Below are 18,665 nucleotides of genomic sequence, written 5' to 3'. Positions count from 1 at the left end.
GGATTAAAATTTCTAAAAAACTTTGTCTTTTGACAATAAAATACCTGATAATTTTCAATTTTTTGCTTTTCAGGAAAAGACTATTTCTTATTCTCTCTTTCTTTTACTTTCTTGTAAAACCATGTTTTAGGACTACCGGCCATTGAAAATAGAAGCAGATTATCTTTACTGACTTTGGAAATTTTCATTAGGGTTACTTTTTCATCACCATTGTACTTCATTTTCAACAGATTTTTTTCGAGCTGATAAGTCCCGCTATTTCCCATGGAACTGAAAGTTTTATTCTGATTAAATGTGAGAATTCCTGTTCCATATCTGGAATTGTTGGTCTTGGTTTTCAATGTATCTGTATTACGGATTTCTCCCTCATAGATATCTATAAATTCCCAGGAACCTGAAAGTTTATTGGATGAGCAGGAGGCTGTAAAAAGTAAAAGAAAATAAAAAAGAATAGGTTTGAGTTTAAGCATATAGGTTAAAAGTTTTTATAAAATTACAAAAAGCACCCTGCTGACAGAGTGCTTTTATTTATTAAGATGAAGTTATTATTAATTGTGGCCTATTATCATTGAGCTTACGAACCACTAATTACACAAATTTTATACACTAATATCACAAATACCCATAGTGTCATTTGTGAAACATTCGTGCCATTAGTGCTTAAACTAAAACCACTAAGTACACTAATTTTATCCACCAATATCACAAGCATACATAGTGCTATTTGTGAAACATTCATGCCATTAGTGTTTAAAAATTATATCACTTCGTCAATATTATAATTCTTGTGTTCGCGGTTTGTTCTGATAATCATTTCTCCCAAGAATCCTGCTACAAACAGAAGACTTCCTAAAATCATCATGGTCAAAGCAATAAAGAACCAAGGATTATTGGTAATTAAATGTCCGTAAATTCCTCTTGCAACATCAATAAGTTTAGAAATTCCTAACCAAAGTGCAGAAAGAAAACCCACAATAAACATTAAAGTACCCACAGCTCCGAAGAAATGCATTGGTCTTCCTCCAAAACGGCTTACAAACCAAAGGGTAATCAAATCCAGAAATCCTCTGACAAATCTTTCGGTTCCGAATTTTGAAGTTCCGTAAGGTCTAGCCTGGTGCTGCACTTCTTTTTCCGTGATTCTTCTGAAACCGGCATTGGCAGCCAGTACCGGAATATAACGGTGCATATCTCCATACACATCAACCGATTTTACCACCTGTTTTTTATACGCTTTCAAACCACAGTTGAAATCGTGAAGATAAACTCCTGAAACTTTTCTCGCTGCTGCATTGAATAGTTTTGACGGAATATTTTTCGTCATTACATTATCAAAACGCTTCTTTTTCCAACCGGAAACGATATCATAATTATCATGAATCACCATATTATAGAGTTCCGGAATTTCTTCAGGGAAATCCTGCAAATCGGCATCCATGGTAATCACTACCTCTCCGTTTGTTCTTTCAAAAGCAGCATGAAGCGCCTGTGATTTTCCATAATTTCTGGAAAATTTAATAGCGTGGATCTGAGGATGCTGTACTTTCATATTCTCAATAATGCTCCACGACAAATCCGTACTTCCATCGTCTACAAACCAGATTTCATAAGATAAACTGCTGGTTGTGCATACTTTATCAATTCTTGAAAAAAGCTCTTCCAGAGAGTCTTCTTCGTTCAGTAACGGAATAACTATAGATAAATTCATTTAATTTTAATAAAAATTAGGCTTGGTTTGTTTCTTCGGGCTGATGTATTGTTCTTGTTCTGAAAAACGCTCCGAAAAACACCGACAAAACTACGTAAAATATAAGAATTGCTGCAAAATATCCTGAAAAATGGCTTGCGGTAAGCATATCTTTTCCTTTAACCGCTTCAGGAGTGAAGCTTTGCAATCTTTCTTTGTACTTCTGATCCAGCTCGTCAATATCTTTCTGATGCTTCATGATTTTTCTTGCAGAAGTATATTCTGTATCCAGTTCTGATTTTTGTCTCTGAACATATTGGTAGTTCAACAGGCTTTTAGCAGCCGGATCTACAAAGGTTAAAAAAGCATAAATACTGAAGATGGAAAGAATTCCTCCGATAAACATCGGAACGAATGCTCTTTTGAAAGCGTCTTTGAATTTTACGACTCTATGGTTGTTCCAAAACGATTTCACAGACCAGAAAGCAGCTCCGGCATACAAAATAGGCAAAACAAAAGCATTGGCTTTCAAAGAGATATCAAAATAATTGATTCCTGAGAAAAAAGTATATACTACAAAGAAAACGATCATTGTAGTGATAAAAAGTATAATTCCTAGTGTTGATGGACTTTTCGTCATATTTAAATTTTTAAAAAAAAGTTGAAAATTTTTCCCTCTAAATGTCAGGCGTTTAGCTTTACCACTGCATTTTTTCAACTAATTTTCTTTGATAAAGTTTTGAAGTTTATAAAATATTCCTACCTTTGCAACGGCAAGTCCTAAACAACCAGCTCCTGAGAATCCTCCAGGGTGGGAACGCAGCAAAGGTAATCGGTCGTAGCGGTGTGATTTAGGTAGCTTGCCATTTTTTTTTGGTTTAAAGTAAGAAGAGAGGTAATTTGATAATTATCTTTTTTTGTTTTTAATACCTTACGCATCATTTTCATTTTTCTAATTTTCAGATTACCTCCGGGTTCGTTATTGATTAAAATTCGAATGTCTCACCTAGTTTCGGTAAAACAAGTTCTACATTTTTATCTGCAAAATGTTGCAATGCACTTTCATGATTGATTTCAATGGCAGGGAAAGTATCAAAGTGACATCCGATTACTTTCGGTGTTTTTAATAGCTCTGCTGCTGCAAAAGAAGCTTTTCTAGGGCACATTGTATAATGGCTTCCGATGGGAAGAATAGATAGATCGATGTTTCCGTATAATCTTGGAAACAGCTCCATATCTGCCATTACTCCTGTATCACCTGCCAAATAGATGTTCTTACCTTCAGGAAGTCTGAAGATATACCCTACCGGAACGCCTCCATAGCTTCCATCCGGGAAAGAACTTGTATGGTGAGCCGGAACCATGGAAATTTTAAGATCGTCGATTTTTGCCGACCCTCCTAAGTTCACATCGTCTTTATTTTTTGCCTGCTGGAAGTAACCGCATACTTCAGGAACTCCAATGATGGTAGCTTCAGGGTAATGCTGTAATACTTCTGCTACATCCGCAATGTGATCACCATGTGCATGGGTCAACAGGATATAATCGATTTTTTGAGCAGCAATCTCAAAACCTGATTCTGCTTTTTTGTAGTTGTAAAAAGGGTCACTCAAAATTGTTATGTCCTTGTAGGTAAACAGGAAACAATTTTGCCCTAAGAATTGTATTTTCATTTTAAATTTAGTTTCAATTATTATTAAACACAAATGACTCAAATACTTTCACAGACATCAAAATGAGATTAGTGACATTCGTGAAAGTATCCGTGTCATCCGTGTTTTTTTAATCTATTATTTCGATGGGAATTTATCTTCGATAAGCCTAAGATTAATCCCATGTTCCAGATACGCTTTACAACCGTCTAAAACTGTTGTAAAACCTCCTGTATTGTCATTAATTACTTTTAACAGATCTTCGCCTCTCTGGCTGAATCCGTAGCTTTTAATCACAACAAGAGTTCCTTTTTCCATGGTCTTGAATTCATAGTCTACATTTGTTGAAGGAACTCCCCACTCTGTTCTGATCAGCTGATTGGGGATGATCTGATGTACATTGACTACGTTTTTCACGCCATACATTTCCCATTCCCAGGTAACAGCCTTACCTTCTTCCAGCTTTCCGGTAGATTTTGTAAACCAGAAATTGGTAGTCACTTCCGGATTGATGAATGCTTCGAAAACATCTTCAACCGGCTTTCTGATGAGCATTTGAGCTTCAACATAGATCGTAGAACTCATGATATAATATTTTGGATTTAGTTAAATAAATTAAGTCCGGCTGCCGTAAGAATTGCCATTACAAACGTCATGATTCCAACCTGCTTTAAATATTGATCTAATTCTTTCGGTTCTTTTACGGATAAAATCTTTCTTCTTAGTTTTGATAGTGGAATCAACAGGATCATTACGATGAAAACGTAATAGTTTTGCTGCTGCATAAATCCGTTTATTCCCAAAAATGCAAGAATAAGCAATAATGGAAGCTGTAACAGCACCATTTCATAGATCATTGCATTTCTGAATCCGATTCTCAATGCAAAGCTGTTTTTCCCTGATAGTCTATCGCTTTCAATATCTCTCATGTTGTTTAGGTTAAGAACTGCCATACTCATCATTCCAACAGCTGTTCCTGGTAATAACATATCCCAGCTGAAAGTTTTTGTAAACAGAAAATAACTTCCACATACGGAAACAAGCCCAAAGAAGATAAAAACAAAAATATCTCCCAGTCCCATATATCCGTAAGGTTTTTTACCTACTGTATATCCAATTGCTGCAAGAATACATGCCACTCCCAATCCTATGAAGATATAAAATTCATTCATATAGTTTGGAATGAAAGCCACGTACAACAAAGCAATGGTAGCAATAAAAGACAATGCAGCGAAAAGTATTACTGCATTTTTCATCTGTTTTGCGGTAATTTTTCCTGATGCCACTGCTCTTGCTTCTGCCTCATTCATTCTTTTGGCATCGGTTCCTTTTACCCCATCTCCATAATCATTGGCATAATTTGATAAAATCTGGTATAAAAGCGTCACCAAAAGAGCAAGGGCAAGGATCTTCCAATCCCAGGTTCCGCCTTCTCCGTAAAGTCTCCATTTTGCAATGAAAGCCCCCATAATAATTCCGCTTAAGGAAAGCGGTAAAGTTCTTAGCCTTGCGGCTTTTATCCAATCAGTCATAATTTGTATAATGTACAGTGTATCATGTACAATGTAAACTGATTAATGGATATCATTAATACATTTTACATTGTACTTTTTACAATTTTAAGATATCCATTGATCTTCTCCGAAGTTGGGTTTTCTTTTTTCAAGGAAAGCATTTCTTCCTTCTTTAGCTTCTTCAGTCATGTAGGCTAAACGAGTTGCTTCTCCTGCAAATACCTGCTGCCCTACCATGCCATCATCTGTAAGATTCATGGCGAATTTCAGCATTCTGATAGACATTGGAGATTTAGCTAATATTTCCTGAGCCCACTCATAAGCTGTATCTTCTAATTCAGCATGAGGAACAACTTTGTTTACCATTCCCATTTCAAAAGCTTCCTGAGCGGAATAATTTCTTCCTAAAAAGAAGATTTCACGGGCTTTTTTCTGTCCTACCATTTTAGCAAGGTAAGCAGAGCCATACCCCCCATCGAAACTTGTAACATCAGCATCAGTCTGTTTGAAAATAGCATGTTCTTCACTTGCTAAAGTCAAATCACATACTACATGAAGTGAGTGTCCTCCACCAACTGCCCATCCCGGAACCACTGCGATCACCACTTTCGGCATGAAACGGATCAAACGCTGAACTTCAAGAATATTTAAACGGTGTCTTCCGTCTTCTCCTACATACCCCTGATCTCCTCTTGCTTTTTGATCTCCTCCACTACAGAAAGCCCAACCTCCGTCTTTAGAACTTGGTCCTTCTCCTGAAAGTAAAACAACACCTATTGAGGGGTCTTCAGAAGCGTCATAAAAAGCATCATATAATTCTGAAGTTGTCTTTGGTCTGAACGCATTACGTACTTCCGGTCTGTTGAAAGCAATTCTTGCTACTCCGTTAGATTTTTTATAGGTAATATCTTCGTATTCCTTGGCGGTTTTCCACTCGATCATCTTATAAAAATTTTTCTCAAAGATACGGAATTACAGAGAATTTATGAGGGTGAAATTTACTGATCATTACTATTGAGAAGAGAAATTTTGAATGATGAATTTCCGGCTATACATATTCAGCAGGAACTGCTTTTAGAATAAGCAATAGAGAATTATTGATTTAAAAACAAAAGCCGGAGCATTTCTGTTCCGGCTTTTTATGATTGTGTTATTTAATGATTACTTTGCAGCTGCACTTAGTTCAACTTCTTTAGCTTTCATTTCTTTAACTTTTTCAATGTTTTTAGTTACGACATAAATTTCTTTTAATGCAGTAACAGCGTCAAGACTCTTTGGATTTGCTTTATACCATCCTTCAGCATATGGCAATGCTTTTCCGAATCTCTCTCTTCTTGCATCAATCAGCTTAGAAGCTTCGTCCGGCTTGTCTTTTCTCAGTGCATTAATCTCTCCTACAACTTTAGCATCATCTCCGATAGTAGTATAAACCAGGTTTTGGTATGCATCAGAGAAGTCTGGCTTAAGTTCAATTGCTTTTTTGAATGCATCTATAGCATCATTAGCAGTAGCAGGGTTTTTAGCCTGCATTACTCCAAGATTATACCAGTTTGTTGCATCGTTAGGATTTTTTGCTAACTGCTCTTTCAATCCGGCAACAAATTTATCCGTGTTTCCTGACTGAAGATATGCTGTAGTCTGAGCTTCTTTAAGTTTTGCACTGTTTGGGAATTTAGCTAATCCTTTTTCAATAACCGCAAGAGCTTCAGGTGCTTTTTTAGCATTAAGAAGTAATGAAGTTAAAGTTTCATATAAATCAGATTCTATACTTTTTGACTGTTCTGTTTTGAAATCAGTATAGTCTGCGTTCTTCTTCATAAGCTCCCAAGTTGCTTTATCAAGATTTACCACCTGACCTGTTTTCTTTTCTTTTGCAGTATAAGTAGTTTCCACACCTGTAAATCCTGAATTTACAAGGTCTGTATATATTTTGATAGACTGGTCACTGTTATTCGCTAACGCGTGGCTAAGTCCGGCATAATACATATATATTTTATTGTCCTGACCACTAGATTTTAACAAGTCATAAACTTCAATAAACTTAGGGGCTGCCGCTGCATAATTTTTTGCATTATATGCATCCATAGCTGCTTTGTTGGCTTCCTGAAGCTTTGCATTCAGGGCATTCGCATCTTTTTGTCCGAAAACAAAAGCAGACGCTACGATAGCCATTCCTAAAATTAGTTTCTTCATAATAACTATTTTATATTTAATTGTACAATTTATTCTTCTGAATCAGAATTCTCATTTTCTGCCTGAGGTTCTGCATTGTCTTCCTGGTTATCAAATAGTGATCCTACTCCTTCTTCTACTTCTCCAATCTCTTCAGTTTCTTCAGAATCTTCTTCTACATCTTTATCCATTGCTACTTTTGCAATGGCTGCAATTTCGTCATTTTTCTTAAGGTTGATCAGTTTTACCCCCTGAGTATTTCTACCCATTACTCTCATTTCATCCATTCCCATTCTGATCGCAACACCGGATTTGTTGATAATCATCAATCCGTCTTCGTCTGTTACGTTTTGAATAGCAATCAGATTTCCTGTTTTTTCAGTAATGTTCAGCGTGATTACTCCTTTTCCTCCTCTGTTGGTAATTCTGTAGTCTTCTACTGCAGTTCTTTTTCCATATCCTTTTTCAGATACTACAAGTACTGTTTCGTTCTCTACATCGTTCACAACAATCATACCAATAGCTTCATCACCATCTTCAAGCAAGATACCTCTTACCCCGATAGATCCTCTACCTACTTCTCTTACTTTTTCTTCAGGGAAACGGATACATTTACCATTTTTAGTAGCAATCATGATCTGAGAAGTTCCGTTCGTCAGATAAGCTCCTAATAACTGGTCATTATCTCTGATCTCAATGGCATTCACCCCATTTACTCTTGGTCTTGAATATGCTTCTAATGATGTTTTCTTGATGGTACCGTTTTTAGTTACCATCACAACGCTCATTTGATTTACATATTCGGAATCTTTAAGGTTATTGGTTCTGATATAAGCTTTGATCTTATCATCCGGTTCGATATTGATAAGGTTTTGTACCGCTCTTCCTTTTGCTGTTTTGGAGCCTTCAGGAATTTCAAATACTCTTAACCAGTAACATCTTCCTTTTTCTGTAAAGAACAGCATATACTGGTGGTTGGTTGCAGAAACAATATACTCAAGGAAATCGGAATCCCTTGTTGTTGCTGCTTTATTTCCTACACCTCCTCTGCTTTGAATTTTATATTCTGAAAGTGAAGTTCTCTTGATATATCCTGCGTGAGAGATGGTAAGAACTACAGATTCGTTCGGGATAATATCTTCGATAGACATTTCTCCTCCAGAATAATCAATTTCAGTTCTTCTTTCGTCTCCGTATTTTTCTTTGATTTCGATCAATTCGTCTTTGATGATCTGGAATCTTCTTGGCTCGTTGGCTAAGATATCTTCCAAATTTTCAATTTCTTTCATGATGGCATCATATTCATCACGGATCTTATCAAGCTCCATTCCTGTAAGACGAGCTAATCTAAGATCAAGAATTGCCTGAGCCTGGATGTCTGAAAGTTCAAACGCCTCGATTAAGCCTTCTTTTGCAGCCTGAGGGTTGGCACTGTGACGGATAATAGAAATTGCTCTGTCTAGAGAATCCTGAGTTCCGATTACTTTCATGAACCCTTCAAGGATATGCGCTCTTTCTTTTGCTTTCTTAAGCTCAAACTGAGTTCTTCTTATGATTACTTCATGTCTGTGCTCTACAAAGTGATGAATGATATCTTTAAGATTCAATTGCTCTGGTCTTCCGTGTACCAATGCGATATTGTTTACACTGAAAGAAGTCTGAAGTGCTGTATATTTATATAATAGGTTAAGAACAACATTCGGAATGGCATCGTTTTTAAGTTCGTACACCACACGAAGTCCTTTTCTATCCGATTCATCTCTGATCTCGTGGATACCAGGAATTTTTTCGTCTTTTACAAGCTCTGCTGTTCTGGCGATCATTTCAGCTTTGTTCACCTGATAAGGGATTTCAGTAACGATAATAGCGTTTCTGTTTCCGATTTCGTCAAAGTTAACTTTAGCTCTTAAAACCACTCTTCCTCTTCCTGTATGGAAAGCATCTCTTACACCGTCATAGCCGTAGATGATCCCTCCTGTAGGGAAATCCGGAGCAATGATGTGCTGCATTAATTCATCGATGGTAATTTCTTTGTTATCGATATAAGCACAGATGGCATCTACAGACTCAGATAAGTTGTGGGGCGCCATATTGGTAGCCATCCCTACTGCAATACCAGAAGTACCGTTTACCAAAAGGTTAGGAACTTTCGTTGGCATTACTGTTGGTTCCTGCAAACTATCATCGAAGTTATTCTGGAAATCAACTGTTTCTTTGTCTAAGTCTGAAAGAACCTCATCAGAGATTTTTTTCAATCTTGCCTCAGTATAACGCATTGCTGCAGGCGGGTCACCATCCATAGAACCAAAGTTACCCTGCCCGTCTACCTGCGGATAACGCAAGCTCCAGTCCTGGGCCATTCTTACCATAGCATCATATACAGAGGAATCTCCGTGCGGGTGATATTTACCCAAAACATCCCCAACAATTCTCGCAGATTTTAAATATTTTCTATTAGAAAACACCCCTAGTCCATACATACCATACAGTACTCTTCTATGAACGGGTTTCAAGCCGTCTCTTACATCCGGTAACGCTCTTGAAACGATAACGGACATCGAATAATCGATATAAGACGACTTCATTTCATCAACAATGTTGATAGGAATCAGTCTTTCTCCTTCTTTTTGCATAAACAAATTTTATTATAATGATAGTCAGACCTTTAGCTATAAGTCTGAAAATTATTTATTTCCAATTTTTATTAACGGGCTAATTTACGAAAAAAATGCCGATTTTTGCTGTAGAATTTATCCAAAAAATCTTAAAAATTCATAAAAAATGAGCGTATTAAGTATAACTTTCCACTGTACGAAAGATAACCTAGAAGAATGGGAAAATTATATTGATGAAACCCTGGTTTTAATGACTGAAAACCTGATGGATGTAGAAAAGTATATTCTTTCTGAGGTACACAGTGATTTTATTGAGGAAGGTAAAAATTATAACCTGCTGTTAATCTTCGATAATGATGGATTACGTGAAGATTTTATAAAAAGCGAACTTTTGAATATTTCTGAAAGAATTGAGAAAAAGTTTGGACAGGAAGTTATGATTTTTAATACTTTCCTAAATCCGAAAAAATCGAGATTATAACTGATCATAAAAAAGCACTGAATTTCTTCAGTGCTTTTCTTTTTTATCTGTGATGTCCATGACCACGGCCTTTGTGATGATGGCCGCGATCGTCATAAATATACACTTTCTTAACCTGACCCGGTGCATAGTATCTTGCGCTTCCGCCATAATACCTTTTTGCATGCCCCGGTGGCATTCTTCTTCCATGTGGCTCGTGTACTATGCAAGAGGACAATAGTAACAGTACAGCGCCTGCCCCAACAATTTTAAACATACTTTTCATTATTTTCACTTTTTCAATTTCGATAGCGAAATATATCAATGTTAATGCCAAAAGAAATTGAAATTAAGCTGATGTATGTTAAAACCGACTGCTAATATTTTTATTTTACGTTGCTATTAATAGCCACTTCTCTTTTTCACCTGTCCCGGAGCATAGTCTTTTGCACTTCCTCCAAACACTTTTTTAGCCTGTCCCGGAGGGATTGTATTTCCTCTGGCTCCATTATCATGCACTACACATGATGACAACATCAGCATCACGATAAGCACACCTGTAATTTTAATCAAATTTTTCATTATTTCTATTTTTTCAACTTGATTTAATATAACAATGGTAATGCCAAAAGTTCAAGGTTCAAGGTTTAAGGTTTAAGGTTTAAGGTTGGAATATAAAGCCTTTTATTGTGAATGGGCAATTTTGCTTCGCAAGTCAATGGTCAATTTGGTTTGGGAGGTTATGTGCTTACTGAACAAATTCATCATTCATCATTCATCATTCATCATTCATCATTCATCATTCATCATTCATCATTCATAACTTATAATTCTCTAAATGATTTCGCTTCTTTTTTCCATCAATACAAGATCTTTCCACTCCCCATTGAGCTTTCCAATTTTTTTACGGACTCCAACCATTCTGAACCCGTTTTTCTGATGAGACTTGATGGCCATTTCATTTTCGGAGAAGAGATTGGTCTGTAATGTCCAGAATCCGTGGTCTTCGCTATCCAAAATTATCTTTTTAAGCAATATAGAACCCAAACCTTTCCCCTGGTATTCTTTATCAAAATAAATGCCCACTTCTGCGACTCCTTTAAAGCTTTCCCTTTTGCTGACAGGTTTTAAAGCACACCATCCTACGACTTCATTGTTTTCATTTTCCAGCACCCAGCGGCAGTCATTGAAATATTCCATGCTCCAGGCTTCAGCGGTAGGAACTTCTGTTTCCAAAGTGGCAATTCCACCCTCTACTCCCTGCCGGAAGATCTCCAGCACACGGTTTTCGTCACTGGGAAGCATTTCTCTTAATTCGTAATTCATTGTATTTAATGGTATTTTCTTTTGAGTTTTCTTTTAATTCTTGAATAGTGGGTTTGTTTGCTTTTTTCGTCCTGAGAAACAACACTGATGTTTCCATCCACTTCCAGAACGGAAAGCTTTACATTGTGTATGTTTTCAATTCCATGTTCTCTTATGGCTTCTTCCAATTCGCTTTCTGTAATCTTAACACGATTCAGAGCGGCCTGATCTGCTACTCCGTCTCTGATAAGAATTACCGGTTCATCTTCCATAAAAGTCTGAAAGGAGCGACTGGAAAACATGATCCTTTTCAAGATAAAATTAGCAACAAACAAAACCAATGCCGCAATAATTCCTCCCTGAAGAGAAGTATCCGGGCCTACCATTGCATTCTGAACGGCATTTGAAATCAATAGCAGCAATACAACATCTCCCGCATTGAGCTGGGAAAGCTGATTTTTACCAAACAAACGGATAGCGATCACCATAAAAAGGTAAACGCAAAGGGAACGAACAGCGACGTTAAGTATAGGATCCACAATTTTTTATCTACTCAAATGTATTGATTTTTGTGATTCGTAAAAAATATTTTATTAACAGATTTTGGTATAAATTTTGACCTTGGGATTCTCATTACACCACAAAAAATAAACTTACATGAAAAAACTATTTCTCTATTTAGGAATCTTTCTGTTCTTCGTATCCTGCAAAAAACAAGAAACTCAACCCACTTTATCTCCTGATGCTGTCATCCATGAAAAAGTAAACGAACTTTATACGCAGTATGGTAAGTCCAATGAGGCCATTTACAACCAGCCGATTTCGGAGGATTTGTTTTCCAAGGATTTAAAAAAAGTATTGGAAGAGGCTATCAATGCTTCAAAAGCGGATATCGAAAAAGTTAAAAAAAGTGATCATCCTGATGAAAAACCTTTAATTTTTGAAGGCGCTATTTTCTCCAGTTTGTATGAAGGATTTACCGGTTATAAAATTAAATCTGTCAAGATACAGGATAAAACTGCTGAAGCACTGGTAGCATTTGAATATAATTCCGCTACTCCTAAAGAAACCTGGATGGATACCGTACATCTGATCAATACGGAGAAAGGTTGGAAAATAGATAATATTACTTTTGATAAGATAGGAAATTCTAAAAATCTTAAAACAAGATTAACCGAATTTGTGCAAAGTGCACAGCAATAGAAAAGCCGCTTATAAAAGCGGCTTTATTTTTTTTACGGACATTGAACGATTGGAATATCACTGCAAATTACTTTATTTGCCCATTCGCAAAATGTACAGTATTTTTTTGGCTCTCCTCCGTACACTGACTTCAAATCTGACTTTGTCAGTTTCTTTAAATTTTTCATATAGTTCTAATTTTATGGTAGCCCAAAATTAAAACCTTGTCCTTTATTTTTTATTACAACTTAATCTGATAAGTTTTCATTATTCACACTTTCATGAATAATATACAATCAATACTATCTGTTGTGAATCTCTACAGTCACAGGCATTACGTAAGTATAAGCAACCATATTTTCAGTCAGTTTTTTACGGTCTACTTTATAATCAAGATCGCTTAATACCATTTCAATTTCTTTGCTTACAGTTTTGCAGTCTCCTGTGGAGTGAACATTTACGATTTTACCATTTTTTGCAATATCAAACTTCACCACTGAGTTTACGGTTCCCTGCTTGTAATCAGGGTTGGTAAGATCAAAGTTGGCTTCTAATTTATTTCTGATATCATTAAATGTTTCACTTCTATTCAACTGAATTTCCTGAATGGTATTATGATCTGTTGTCTGGGCTTTGGCAGTGTTCAAAACAGCAGCAAATCCACAAACGAAAAGTGAAGCCATCAATATTTGAATTCTATTTTTCATAACTAACTGGTTTTAAATGTTATACTAACCTATTTTTGTATCTCTTACCCAAAGTTATTAAAAATAATTCATATTAATTTTACATTTAGTTAACATTGAGTTAACATTAGGATTTAATTAATTGATTATCAGTGTAATAAATTTTAAAAATAATTGAAAATTTAATATTGGAAGGCTATTTTCAAAGACAAATCTTCTCGTTTTATACATTTTAAGCGTGATAAACTCATGAGAAACAAAAAAAAGAATCTGCTTTCGCAAATTCTTTTCTATAATTAAATTGATATGTTATTACTCCAATTCCCTCTTCAAAAACTTCCCTGTCAAGCTCTTCTTAGACTTCACAATTTCCTCAGGAGTTCCTTGTGCTACAATTTGTCCACCATATTTTCCTCCTTCCGGTCCAACATCAATAATATGGTCAGCTAATTTGATGACGTCCATATTATGTTCGATGATGATGAACGAGTTTCCAAGTTCTACCAATTGGTTAATGGCATCCATCAGGATTTTCACATCTTCAAAATGAAGTCCTGTAGTGGGTTCATCAAGGATATAAAGGGTATTTCCGGTTTGTCTTTTTGACAGTTCGGTTGCTAACTTGATACGCTGTGCTTCACCTCCGGAAAGCGTCGTTGATTGCTGTCCCAGGGTAATATATCCTAACCCAACATCTTGTAGTGTTTTCACTTTTGCAAAAATCTTAGGAATCGGCTGGAAGAAATCTACCGCTTCATCAATCGTCATATCCAGAACATCAGAGATTGACTTTCCTTTGTAACGCACTTCCAGCGTTTCTCTGTTGAAACGTTTTCCGTTGCAGGTTTCACAATGAACATATACATCCGGAAGGAAATTCATTTCAATCACTTTCAATCCTCCACCCTGACAGGTTTCGCATCTTCCGCCTTTTACGTTGAAAGAGAATCGGCCTGGTTTATAACCACGAATTTTACTTTCCGGCAGTTCTGCAAAAAGGTTTCTGATATCTGTAAACATTCCGGTATAGGTAGCAGGATTCGAACGTGGTGTCCTTCCAATTGGTGTTTGATCTACATCTACAATTTTATCAATATTATCCAGCCCTTCGATCTTTTTGTAAGGTAAAGGTTCCTGAACCGCTCTGTAGAAATGTTTGTTAAGGATAGGATATAGTGTTCCGTTAATCAAAGAAGATTTTCCACTTCCTGAAATTCCGGTTACTACTACTAACTTCCCAAGAGGAACATCCAGGGTTACATTTTTAAGGTTATTTCCTGTAGCGCCTTTTAATACAATATTTTTACCGCTTCCTGCTCTTCTTTCTTCAGGAATTGCAATCTTTCGTTTTCCATTGATATATTGAGCAGTGATGGTATCTGCTTTCAACAGATCTTTCGGTTTTCCCTGCCAAAGGATCTCTCCACCAAATTTTCCGGCTCTTGGACCAATATCCAATACCTCATCAGCTTCCAGAATCATGTCTTTATCATGCTCTACCACCAATACAGAGTTTCCGATATCTCTAAGGTTTTTCAGAGAATGAATCAGCCTTTCATTATCTCTCTGGTGAAGTCCAATACTTGGTTCATCAAGGATATACAACACATTCACCAATTGAGACCCGATCTGCGTTGCCAGACGAATTCTCTGTGATTCTCCTCCCGAAAGGGTTTTTGAACTTCTGCTCAAGCTTAAGTAATCCAACCCAACATCCAGTAAAAACTGAAGCCTGGTTTCAATCTCTTTTAAGATTTCATGAGCAATGATTTTATTTTTTTCTGAAAATTTATCTTTAACATCAGCTAACCAGTCTTTTAAATCAGCTAAGCTTAATCCATTGACCTCAGCAATATTTTTCCCATCAATTTTAAAACTTAAACTTGAAGGCTGAAGACGCGTACCATGACACTCCGGGCAGGTTTCTTCTGTGGTGAAATGTCTTTCCAGCAAAATGGCTTCATAAGATTCTCTCTCATCGATAATTTCTTCCATGAAAGCAATAAGCCCGTCAAAACCAATTTTTATTTTCTTGGTAATTCCTGCATATTTCAGATCTTTATTAAATTCTTTGTGACAACCGTTGTAGATATAATCCAATGCTTCTTCCGGAATATCCTGAAGCGGAGTTGTTAATCCCAATCCGAAGATTTCAAGAATATTTTTGATCTGCGATAGAATCCATTTGTTGGACTTGATATCTTCCAGCGGTAATAATCCTCCCTGATTGATGGATAATTTTGGATTGTCTATGAAATAATCCGTATTGATCTTTTTGATGGTTCCCAATCCTTTACAGTTCGGGCAGCTTCCTTTGGGTGAATTGAACGAGAATGTATTGGGTTCAGGCAAAGCCAGGGAATGTCCTGTTTCTGCATCCATCAGGTTTTTGGAAAAGTATTCGATGTCTGTACTTCCCAGTTTCTGAATTCCAATAATACCTTCTCCCATTTCCATTGCAGTACGCAATGATTTTTCCATTCTGCTTTCCGAAGCATTTTCCCCAATGATCCAACGGTCGATAACGATGTCAATATCGTGGGTTTTATAACGGTCAAGTTTTAAATCATATTCAATATCCTGTAATTCACCATCAATTCTTGCCTGTCCGTAGCCCTTTTTAGCCATCTGTACAAAAAGTTCATGATAATGTCCTTTTCTGGAACGCACCACTGGCGCCAAAAGCATGATCTTTTCTTTTTTATAGTTTTCTTTGATGGTTTCAAGAATCTGATCTTCGGTATAGCTTACCAATTTTTGTCCGGTAGACAAAGAGTACGCATCTGAAACTCTTGCATACAAAAGACGCAGAAAGTCATACAGCTCGGTAACTGTACCCACAGTAGAACGTGGATTTTTATTGGTCGTTTTCTGCTCAATGGCAATCACCGGAGAAAGTCCTTCAATTTTATCTACATCGGGACGCTCCAGTCCGCCTAAAAACTGACGTGCATAGGCAGAGAATGTTTCAATATAACGGCGCTGGCCTTCTGCAAAAATAGTATCAAAAGCCAATGACGATTTTCCACTTCCGGAAAGGCCTGTAATAACGACCAATTCGTTGCGTGGAATTTTAACATTAATATTTTTAAGGTTGTGTTCACGTGCTCCGTAAACTTCTATATATTCTGTTGATTTGCTCATAATCCGGAATGATTTTGCCTGAAAATCACAACGTGCAAAAATACGGAATTTTATGCAATTTTTTTGAATTTAAAAAGCATAAAAGTTTTATAAAAAAAACCTAATGTATCTTGGGAATGAATATTTTTTTATTCCATATTGAAATTAAAAGGATTGAATTTTTTCCGAAAATGATTTGATATTTCCAGGTAATTATGTTTTGGTTACAACCTATGGGAAATCTTATATAATAAAAAAACGGGCTAAAGCCCGTTCCTATTGATATTATTCAATATTACATTAAAAATGCCGTAGCATATACGGCATTTATATTTTAAATGAATGGTGTCTTCCCAAAAGATTTACATATCCTGGAAATCAACATCTTCATTATTTATTCTTACAATATATTCAATTCCGTCAATGGCTTTGGCAATGATCTGGTTTCTGATAATGTTGGCCATATTTTCCCAATAGGCTCTTCCATAGAAAGAATAGTTCTGCGGAATAATCTCTACCTCTACTGTTCTTACAAAACCTTCTTTAGGCTTGTTGCTGATCATTGTTCCTCTTCTTACTCTTACTTCTCTTACCTCATCTTTCAGAATCATGCGGCAATAGTTTTTAACGTCTTCCAAAGAAATGATTTTATCTCTGGTTGTCAGTGCGTATTTGTAAGCCTGAATACTGTCTGTTCCCTTCTGTTCTTCAGCTCCTCCCAATGTCTCGGTAAGCAGTACAACAGTTTGTGACTTTAATTGGTTGGAAAGTTCAGTTCCCGGACGCATATGATTGGCAAGCGTACAGTGCGTTATCCAAAAAGCAGCATAGGTATGGTCTGTTTTTTCTACAGGCTCCATGATCACATAATTCAGTTCCTGCCTGATATTCCTTTTGGCATTGTTCACTTTCTGAACCATGGTTTTCATTTTGTCAGACATTTCGCTGAGAACTCCTTTTACATTGTCTCTGTTCAAAAGGGAAAATGCAGCAATTTCATCTCTTGTCAATTCCAGAACATTGGCAATCATATCCACTGCATTTCTGCTTGTGAAACGTTCCATGCCTCCTTTTCTTACGGTATACAAACCTTTTTTAAGATCATCAGCCGGAGTAAAAGGAATTTCGGTATACTTTCTTCCGTCACCATCCTGTACCTCATCTACATAAAGAAAATGTTCACCTTCATCGGTTACCAAAGGAATATTATTTCCCATGATATCAAGGCTGTATTCTGTTTTTTTCCAACCTCTGTTGTATACCGGAAAAGCATTCAGAACGAAGGAAAAATTGTCAAGTATTTCTGCCGAAAATTGTGGTGGAAACTCAAAGGTAAGCCACAGATAGCTTTTATTATCCAGGAATTTGGTAATTTCTTCTTTTCCTGCAAGAAAATCAAGATTCTGAGGAAGCTGTCCCGGTTCTGAAAAAAGACTTTGAGAAATTCCTGTTACCTCAATAAACTTATGACGATAGATACTTTTAATATCTTCAATCACTTTATTTCGGATGGATTGCTCTTTGAACATCTGTTCGTAGCCATCATTCTGACTTTCTGTAAGATAACTCAGCCCTTCTCTCACAAATAAAGGATTACCATTGCTTGACACCGTGATATACGGCAATAATTTATAAACAAAATCAAGGTGTTCAAAAGCAGGATTAGAGCAGAAAATGCTCAGATATTTTGGAAAGTTTTCGCTTACGTATTTGCTTACATCCACTCCTATTGTGATTTTTCTGTAATCTTCAGGCCTTCCCTGAAATCTTGCAATAGGAATTTTATTGAATCTGTCATCAATACTGTAGCAGGTATTTCCTACAAACATGATGGACGTGTGAACTTTATTAATTCTTACATTTCCTACCGGAGTAAAAGGAATATTCAGCTGTTTATCTGATTCTGATTTTATCGTAGAAGTCATCTGCTTACGGAAGAAAAACTCCGTGTGTTCCAATAAAACTTCGGAAGACTCATAAGGCTGTGTAAAAGCCACGGAATGAGCCGGAATAGGATGGGTATAAATAGACGGGGTAAGAAGTTTTGCCAGTTTTTCCAATATACGGGCATTTACTGTCTGTATTTCATTATTCGCTTTGAAAACTTCTGTACTGAATGCATCTATCAACAGTTTTACAAAAGGATCTAAAGACTGCGGACTTCTCAATCCCCATACTTTAGTTGCATTCTGCAGCATTCTTGCTTTTACAGATTCTTTGGAATAAATATTCTGATCTAAATTCATAATTTTCTTTCGCTGTTAAAAAT

18 protein-coding genes and 1 other RNA gene are annotated in these 18,665 nt (G+C 36.4%); 3 read left to right on the top strand and 16 right to left on the bottom strand.

The features are described 5' to 3' along the window. Window positions 1-80 precede the first annotated feature (80 nt). The 3 genes from ACWPWS_RS04300 to ACWPWS_RS04290 all read right to left on the bottom strand — a co-directional run bounded on the left by ACWPWS_RS04300 (window position 81) and on the right by ACWPWS_RS04290 (window position 2,327). Window positions 81-470 carry a hypothetical protein gene (locus ACWPWS_RS04300; RefSeq protein ID WP_454045607.1) on the bottom strand — a complete coding sequence of 130 codons (390 nt, stop codon included), beginning with the start codon at window positions 468-470 and terminating at the stop codon, window positions 81-83. 287 nt (window positions 471-757) lie between these two features. Next, window positions 758-1,708 carry a glycosyltransferase family 2 protein gene (locus ACWPWS_RS04295; protein ID WP_209784302.1) on the bottom strand — a complete coding sequence of 317 codons (951 nt, stop codon included), beginning with the start codon at window positions 1,706-1,708 and terminating at the stop codon, window positions 758-760. A 16-nt stretch (window positions 1,709-1,724) separates the two neighbouring features. Further along, window positions 1,725-2,327, bottom strand: coding sequence for a DUF4199 domain-containing protein (locus ACWPWS_RS04290; RefSeq protein WP_454045606.1), 603 nt, complete (start codon window positions 2,325-2,327; stop codon window positions 1,725-1,727). Between the two features lie 131 nt (window positions 2,328-2,458). Here ACWPWS_RS04290 and ffs point away from each other — a divergent pair. Further along, an RNA gene (gene ffs / locus ACWPWS_RS04285) (signal recognition particle sRNA small type) lies at window positions 2,459-2,556 on the top strand. A 117-nt stretch (window positions 2,557-2,673) separates the two neighbouring features. On the opposite strand, the gene ACWPWS_RS04280 is transcribed toward ffs, so the two are convergent. From ACWPWS_RS04280 to gyrA, 6 genes are all read right to left on the bottom strand, one after another. Further along, a complete protein-coding gene (locus ACWPWS_RS04280) occupies window positions 2,674-3,360 on the bottom strand; it encodes a metal-dependent hydrolase (protein WP_209784300.1) in 687 nt (228 codons plus the stop codon). Window positions 3,361-3,477: 117 nt separating this feature from the next. Beyond that, complete coding sequence (locus ACWPWS_RS04275; RefSeq protein WP_454045605.1) at window positions 3,478-3,924, bottom strand: SRPBCC family protein; 447 nt, start codon at window positions 3,922-3,924, stop codon at window positions 3,478-3,480. A gap of 17 nt (window positions 3,925-3,941) precedes the next feature. Then, the gene (menA, locus tag ACWPWS_RS04270) at window positions 3,942-4,871 is read right to left on the bottom strand and encodes a 1,4-dihydroxy-2-naphthoate octaprenyltransferase (RefSeq protein ID WP_454045604.1); all 930 of its coding nucleotides are present in this window, start codon (window positions 4,869-4,871) and stop codon (window positions 3,942-3,944) included. Between the two features lie 87 nt (window positions 4,872-4,958). Continuing rightward, a complete protein-coding gene (locus ACWPWS_RS04265) occupies window positions 4,959-5,795 on the bottom strand; it encodes a 1,4-dihydroxy-2-naphthoyl-CoA synthase (RefSeq protein WP_047385243.1) in 837 nt (278 codons plus the stop codon). Window positions 5,796-6,014: 219 nt separating this feature from the next. Next, entirely contained in the window at window positions 6,015-7,046 is a 1,032-nt protein-coding gene (locus ACWPWS_RS04260; RefSeq protein ID WP_454045603.1) for a tetratricopeptide repeat protein, read from the bottom strand. A gap of 29 nt (window positions 7,047-7,075) precedes the next feature. Next, entirely contained in the window at window positions 7,076-9,658 is a 2,583-nt protein-coding gene (gene gyrA / locus ACWPWS_RS04255; protein WP_209784296.1) for a DNA gyrase subunit A, read from the bottom strand. Window positions 9,659-9,806: 148 nt separating this feature from the next. Between gyrA and ACWPWS_RS04250 the strand changes: the two genes are divergently transcribed. Further along, window positions 9,807-10,121: a DUF4286 family protein gene (locus tag ACWPWS_RS04250; protein WP_209784295.1), complete on the top strand. Its 315-nt coding sequence runs from the start codon at window positions 9,807-9,809 to the stop codon at window positions 10,119-10,121. 381 nt (window positions 10,122-10,502) lie between these two features. Here the strand turns inward: ACWPWS_RS04250 and ACWPWS_RS04245 are convergent, their stop codons facing one another. The 3 genes from ACWPWS_RS04245 to ACWPWS_RS04235 form a co-directional block, all read right to left on the bottom strand. Further along, entirely contained in the window at window positions 10,503-10,682 is a 180-nt protein-coding gene (locus ACWPWS_RS04245; protein ID WP_209784294.1) for a quinol oxidase subunit 4, read from the bottom strand. Between the two features lie 252 nt (window positions 10,683-10,934). Beyond that, entirely contained in the window at window positions 10,935-11,426 is a 492-nt protein-coding gene (locus tag ACWPWS_RS04240) for a GNAT family N-acetyltransferase (protein ID WP_209784293.1), read from the bottom strand. 5 nt (window positions 11,427-11,431) lie between these two features. Beyond that, entirely contained in the window at window positions 11,432-11,944 is a 513-nt protein-coding gene (locus ACWPWS_RS04235; protein WP_034697682.1) for a DUF421 domain-containing protein, read from the bottom strand. Between the two features lie 118 nt (window positions 11,945-12,062). Here ACWPWS_RS04235 and ACWPWS_RS04230 point away from each other — a divergent pair, with 118 nt between their 5' ends. Further along, complete coding sequence (locus tag ACWPWS_RS04230) at window positions 12,063-12,608, top strand: hypothetical protein (protein ID WP_454045602.1); 546 nt, start codon at window positions 12,063-12,065, stop codon at window positions 12,606-12,608. Between the two features lie 32 nt (window positions 12,609-12,640). Here the strand turns inward: ACWPWS_RS04230 and ACWPWS_RS04225 are convergent, their stop codons facing one another. The 4 genes from ACWPWS_RS04225 to ACWPWS_RS04210 all read right to left on the bottom strand — a co-directional run bounded on the left by ACWPWS_RS04225 (window position 12,641) and on the right by ACWPWS_RS04210 (window position 18,642). Beyond that, window positions 12,641-12,775, bottom strand: coding sequence for a bacteriocin-like protein (locus ACWPWS_RS04225; RefSeq protein WP_089692266.1), 135 nt, complete (start codon window positions 12,773-12,775; stop codon window positions 12,641-12,643). A 114-nt stretch (window positions 12,776-12,889) separates the two neighbouring features. After that, a complete protein-coding gene (locus tag ACWPWS_RS04220) occupies window positions 12,890-13,294 on the bottom strand; it encodes a hypothetical protein (RefSeq protein ID WP_105682169.1) in 405 nt (134 codons plus the stop codon). A gap of 291 nt (window positions 13,295-13,585) precedes the next feature. Next, the gene (gene uvrA, locus ACWPWS_RS04215; protein WP_454045601.1) at window positions 13,586-16,417 is read right to left on the bottom strand and encodes an excinuclease ABC subunit UvrA; all 2,832 of its coding nucleotides are present in this window, start codon (window positions 16,415-16,417) and stop codon (window positions 13,586-13,588) included. 341 nt (window positions 16,418-16,758) lie between these two features. After that, the gene (locus ACWPWS_RS04210; RefSeq protein ID WP_454045600.1) at window positions 16,759-18,642 is read right to left on the bottom strand and encodes a type VI secretion system baseplate subunit TssF; all 1,884 of its coding nucleotides are present in this window, start codon (window positions 18,640-18,642) and stop codon (window positions 16,759-16,761) included. Between the last annotated feature and the right edge of the window lie 23 nt (window positions 18,643-18,665).

This window comes from Chryseobacterium sp. Marseille-Q8038 (assembly GCF_965111995.1).
Note: the sequence above shows the minus strand (reverse complement) of the source record. Positions and strands in the feature narration are given on the sequence as shown.

Coding starts and splice junctions, on each gene's coding strand:
- ACWPWS_RS04300 (WP_454045607.1), bottom strand. CDS start 470: ATGCTTAAACTCAAACCTATTCTTTTTTATTTTCTTTTACTTTTTACA.
- ACWPWS_RS04295 (WP_209784302.1), bottom strand. CDS start 1,708: ATGAATTTATCTATAGTTATTCCGTTACTGAACGAAGAAGACTCTCTG.
- ACWPWS_RS04290 (WP_454045606.1), bottom strand. CDS start 2,327: ATGACGAAAAGTCCATCAACACTAGGAATTATACTTTTTATCACTACA.
- ACWPWS_RS04280 (WP_209784300.1), bottom strand. CDS start 3,360: ATGAAAATACAATTCTTAGGGCAAAATTGTTTCCTGTTTACCTACAAG.
- ACWPWS_RS04275 (WP_454045605.1), bottom strand. CDS start 3,924: ATGAGTTCTACGATCTATGTTGAAGCTCAAATGCTCATCAGAAAGCCG.
- menA (WP_454045604.1), bottom strand. CDS start 4,871: ATGACTGATTGGATAAAAGCCGCAAGGCTAAGAACTTTACCGCTTTCC.
- ACWPWS_RS04265 (WP_047385243.1), bottom strand. CDS start 5,795: ATGATCGAGTGGAAAACCGCCAAGGAATACGAAGATATTACCTATAAA.
- ACWPWS_RS04260 (WP_454045603.1), bottom strand. CDS start 7,046: ATGAAGAAACTAATTTTAGGAATGGCTATCGTAGCGTCTGCTTTTGTT.
- gyrA (WP_209784296.1), bottom strand. CDS start 9,658: ATGCAAAAAGAAGGAGAAAGACTGATTCCTATCAACATTGTTGATGAA.
- ACWPWS_RS04250 (WP_209784295.1), top strand. CDS start 9,807: ATGAGCGTATTAAGTATAACTTTCCACTGTACGAAAGATAACCTAGAA.
- ACWPWS_RS04245 (WP_209784294.1), bottom strand. CDS start 10,682: ATGAAAAATTTGATTAAAATTACAGGTGTGCTTATCGTGATGCTGATG.
- ACWPWS_RS04240 (WP_209784293.1), bottom strand. CDS start 11,426: ATGAATTACGAATTAAGAGAAATGCTTCCCAGTGACGAAAACCGTGTG.
- ACWPWS_RS04230 (WP_454045602.1), top strand. CDS start 12,063: ATGAAAAAACTATTTCTCTATTTAGGAATCTTTCTGTTCTTCGTATCC.
- ACWPWS_RS04225 (WP_089692266.1), bottom strand. CDS start 12,775: ATGAAAAATTTAAAGAAACTGACAAAGTCAGATTTGAAGTCAGTGTAC.
- ACWPWS_RS04220 (WP_105682169.1), bottom strand. CDS start 13,294: ATGAAAAATAGAATTCAAATATTGATGGCTTCACTTTTCGTTTGTGGA.
- uvrA (WP_454045601.1), bottom strand. CDS start 16,417: ATGAGCAAATCAACAGAATATATAGAAGTTTACGGAGCACGTGAACAC.
- ACWPWS_RS04210 (WP_454045600.1), bottom strand. CDS start 18,642: ATGAATTTAGATCAGAATATTTATTCCAAAGAATCTGTAAAAGCAAGA.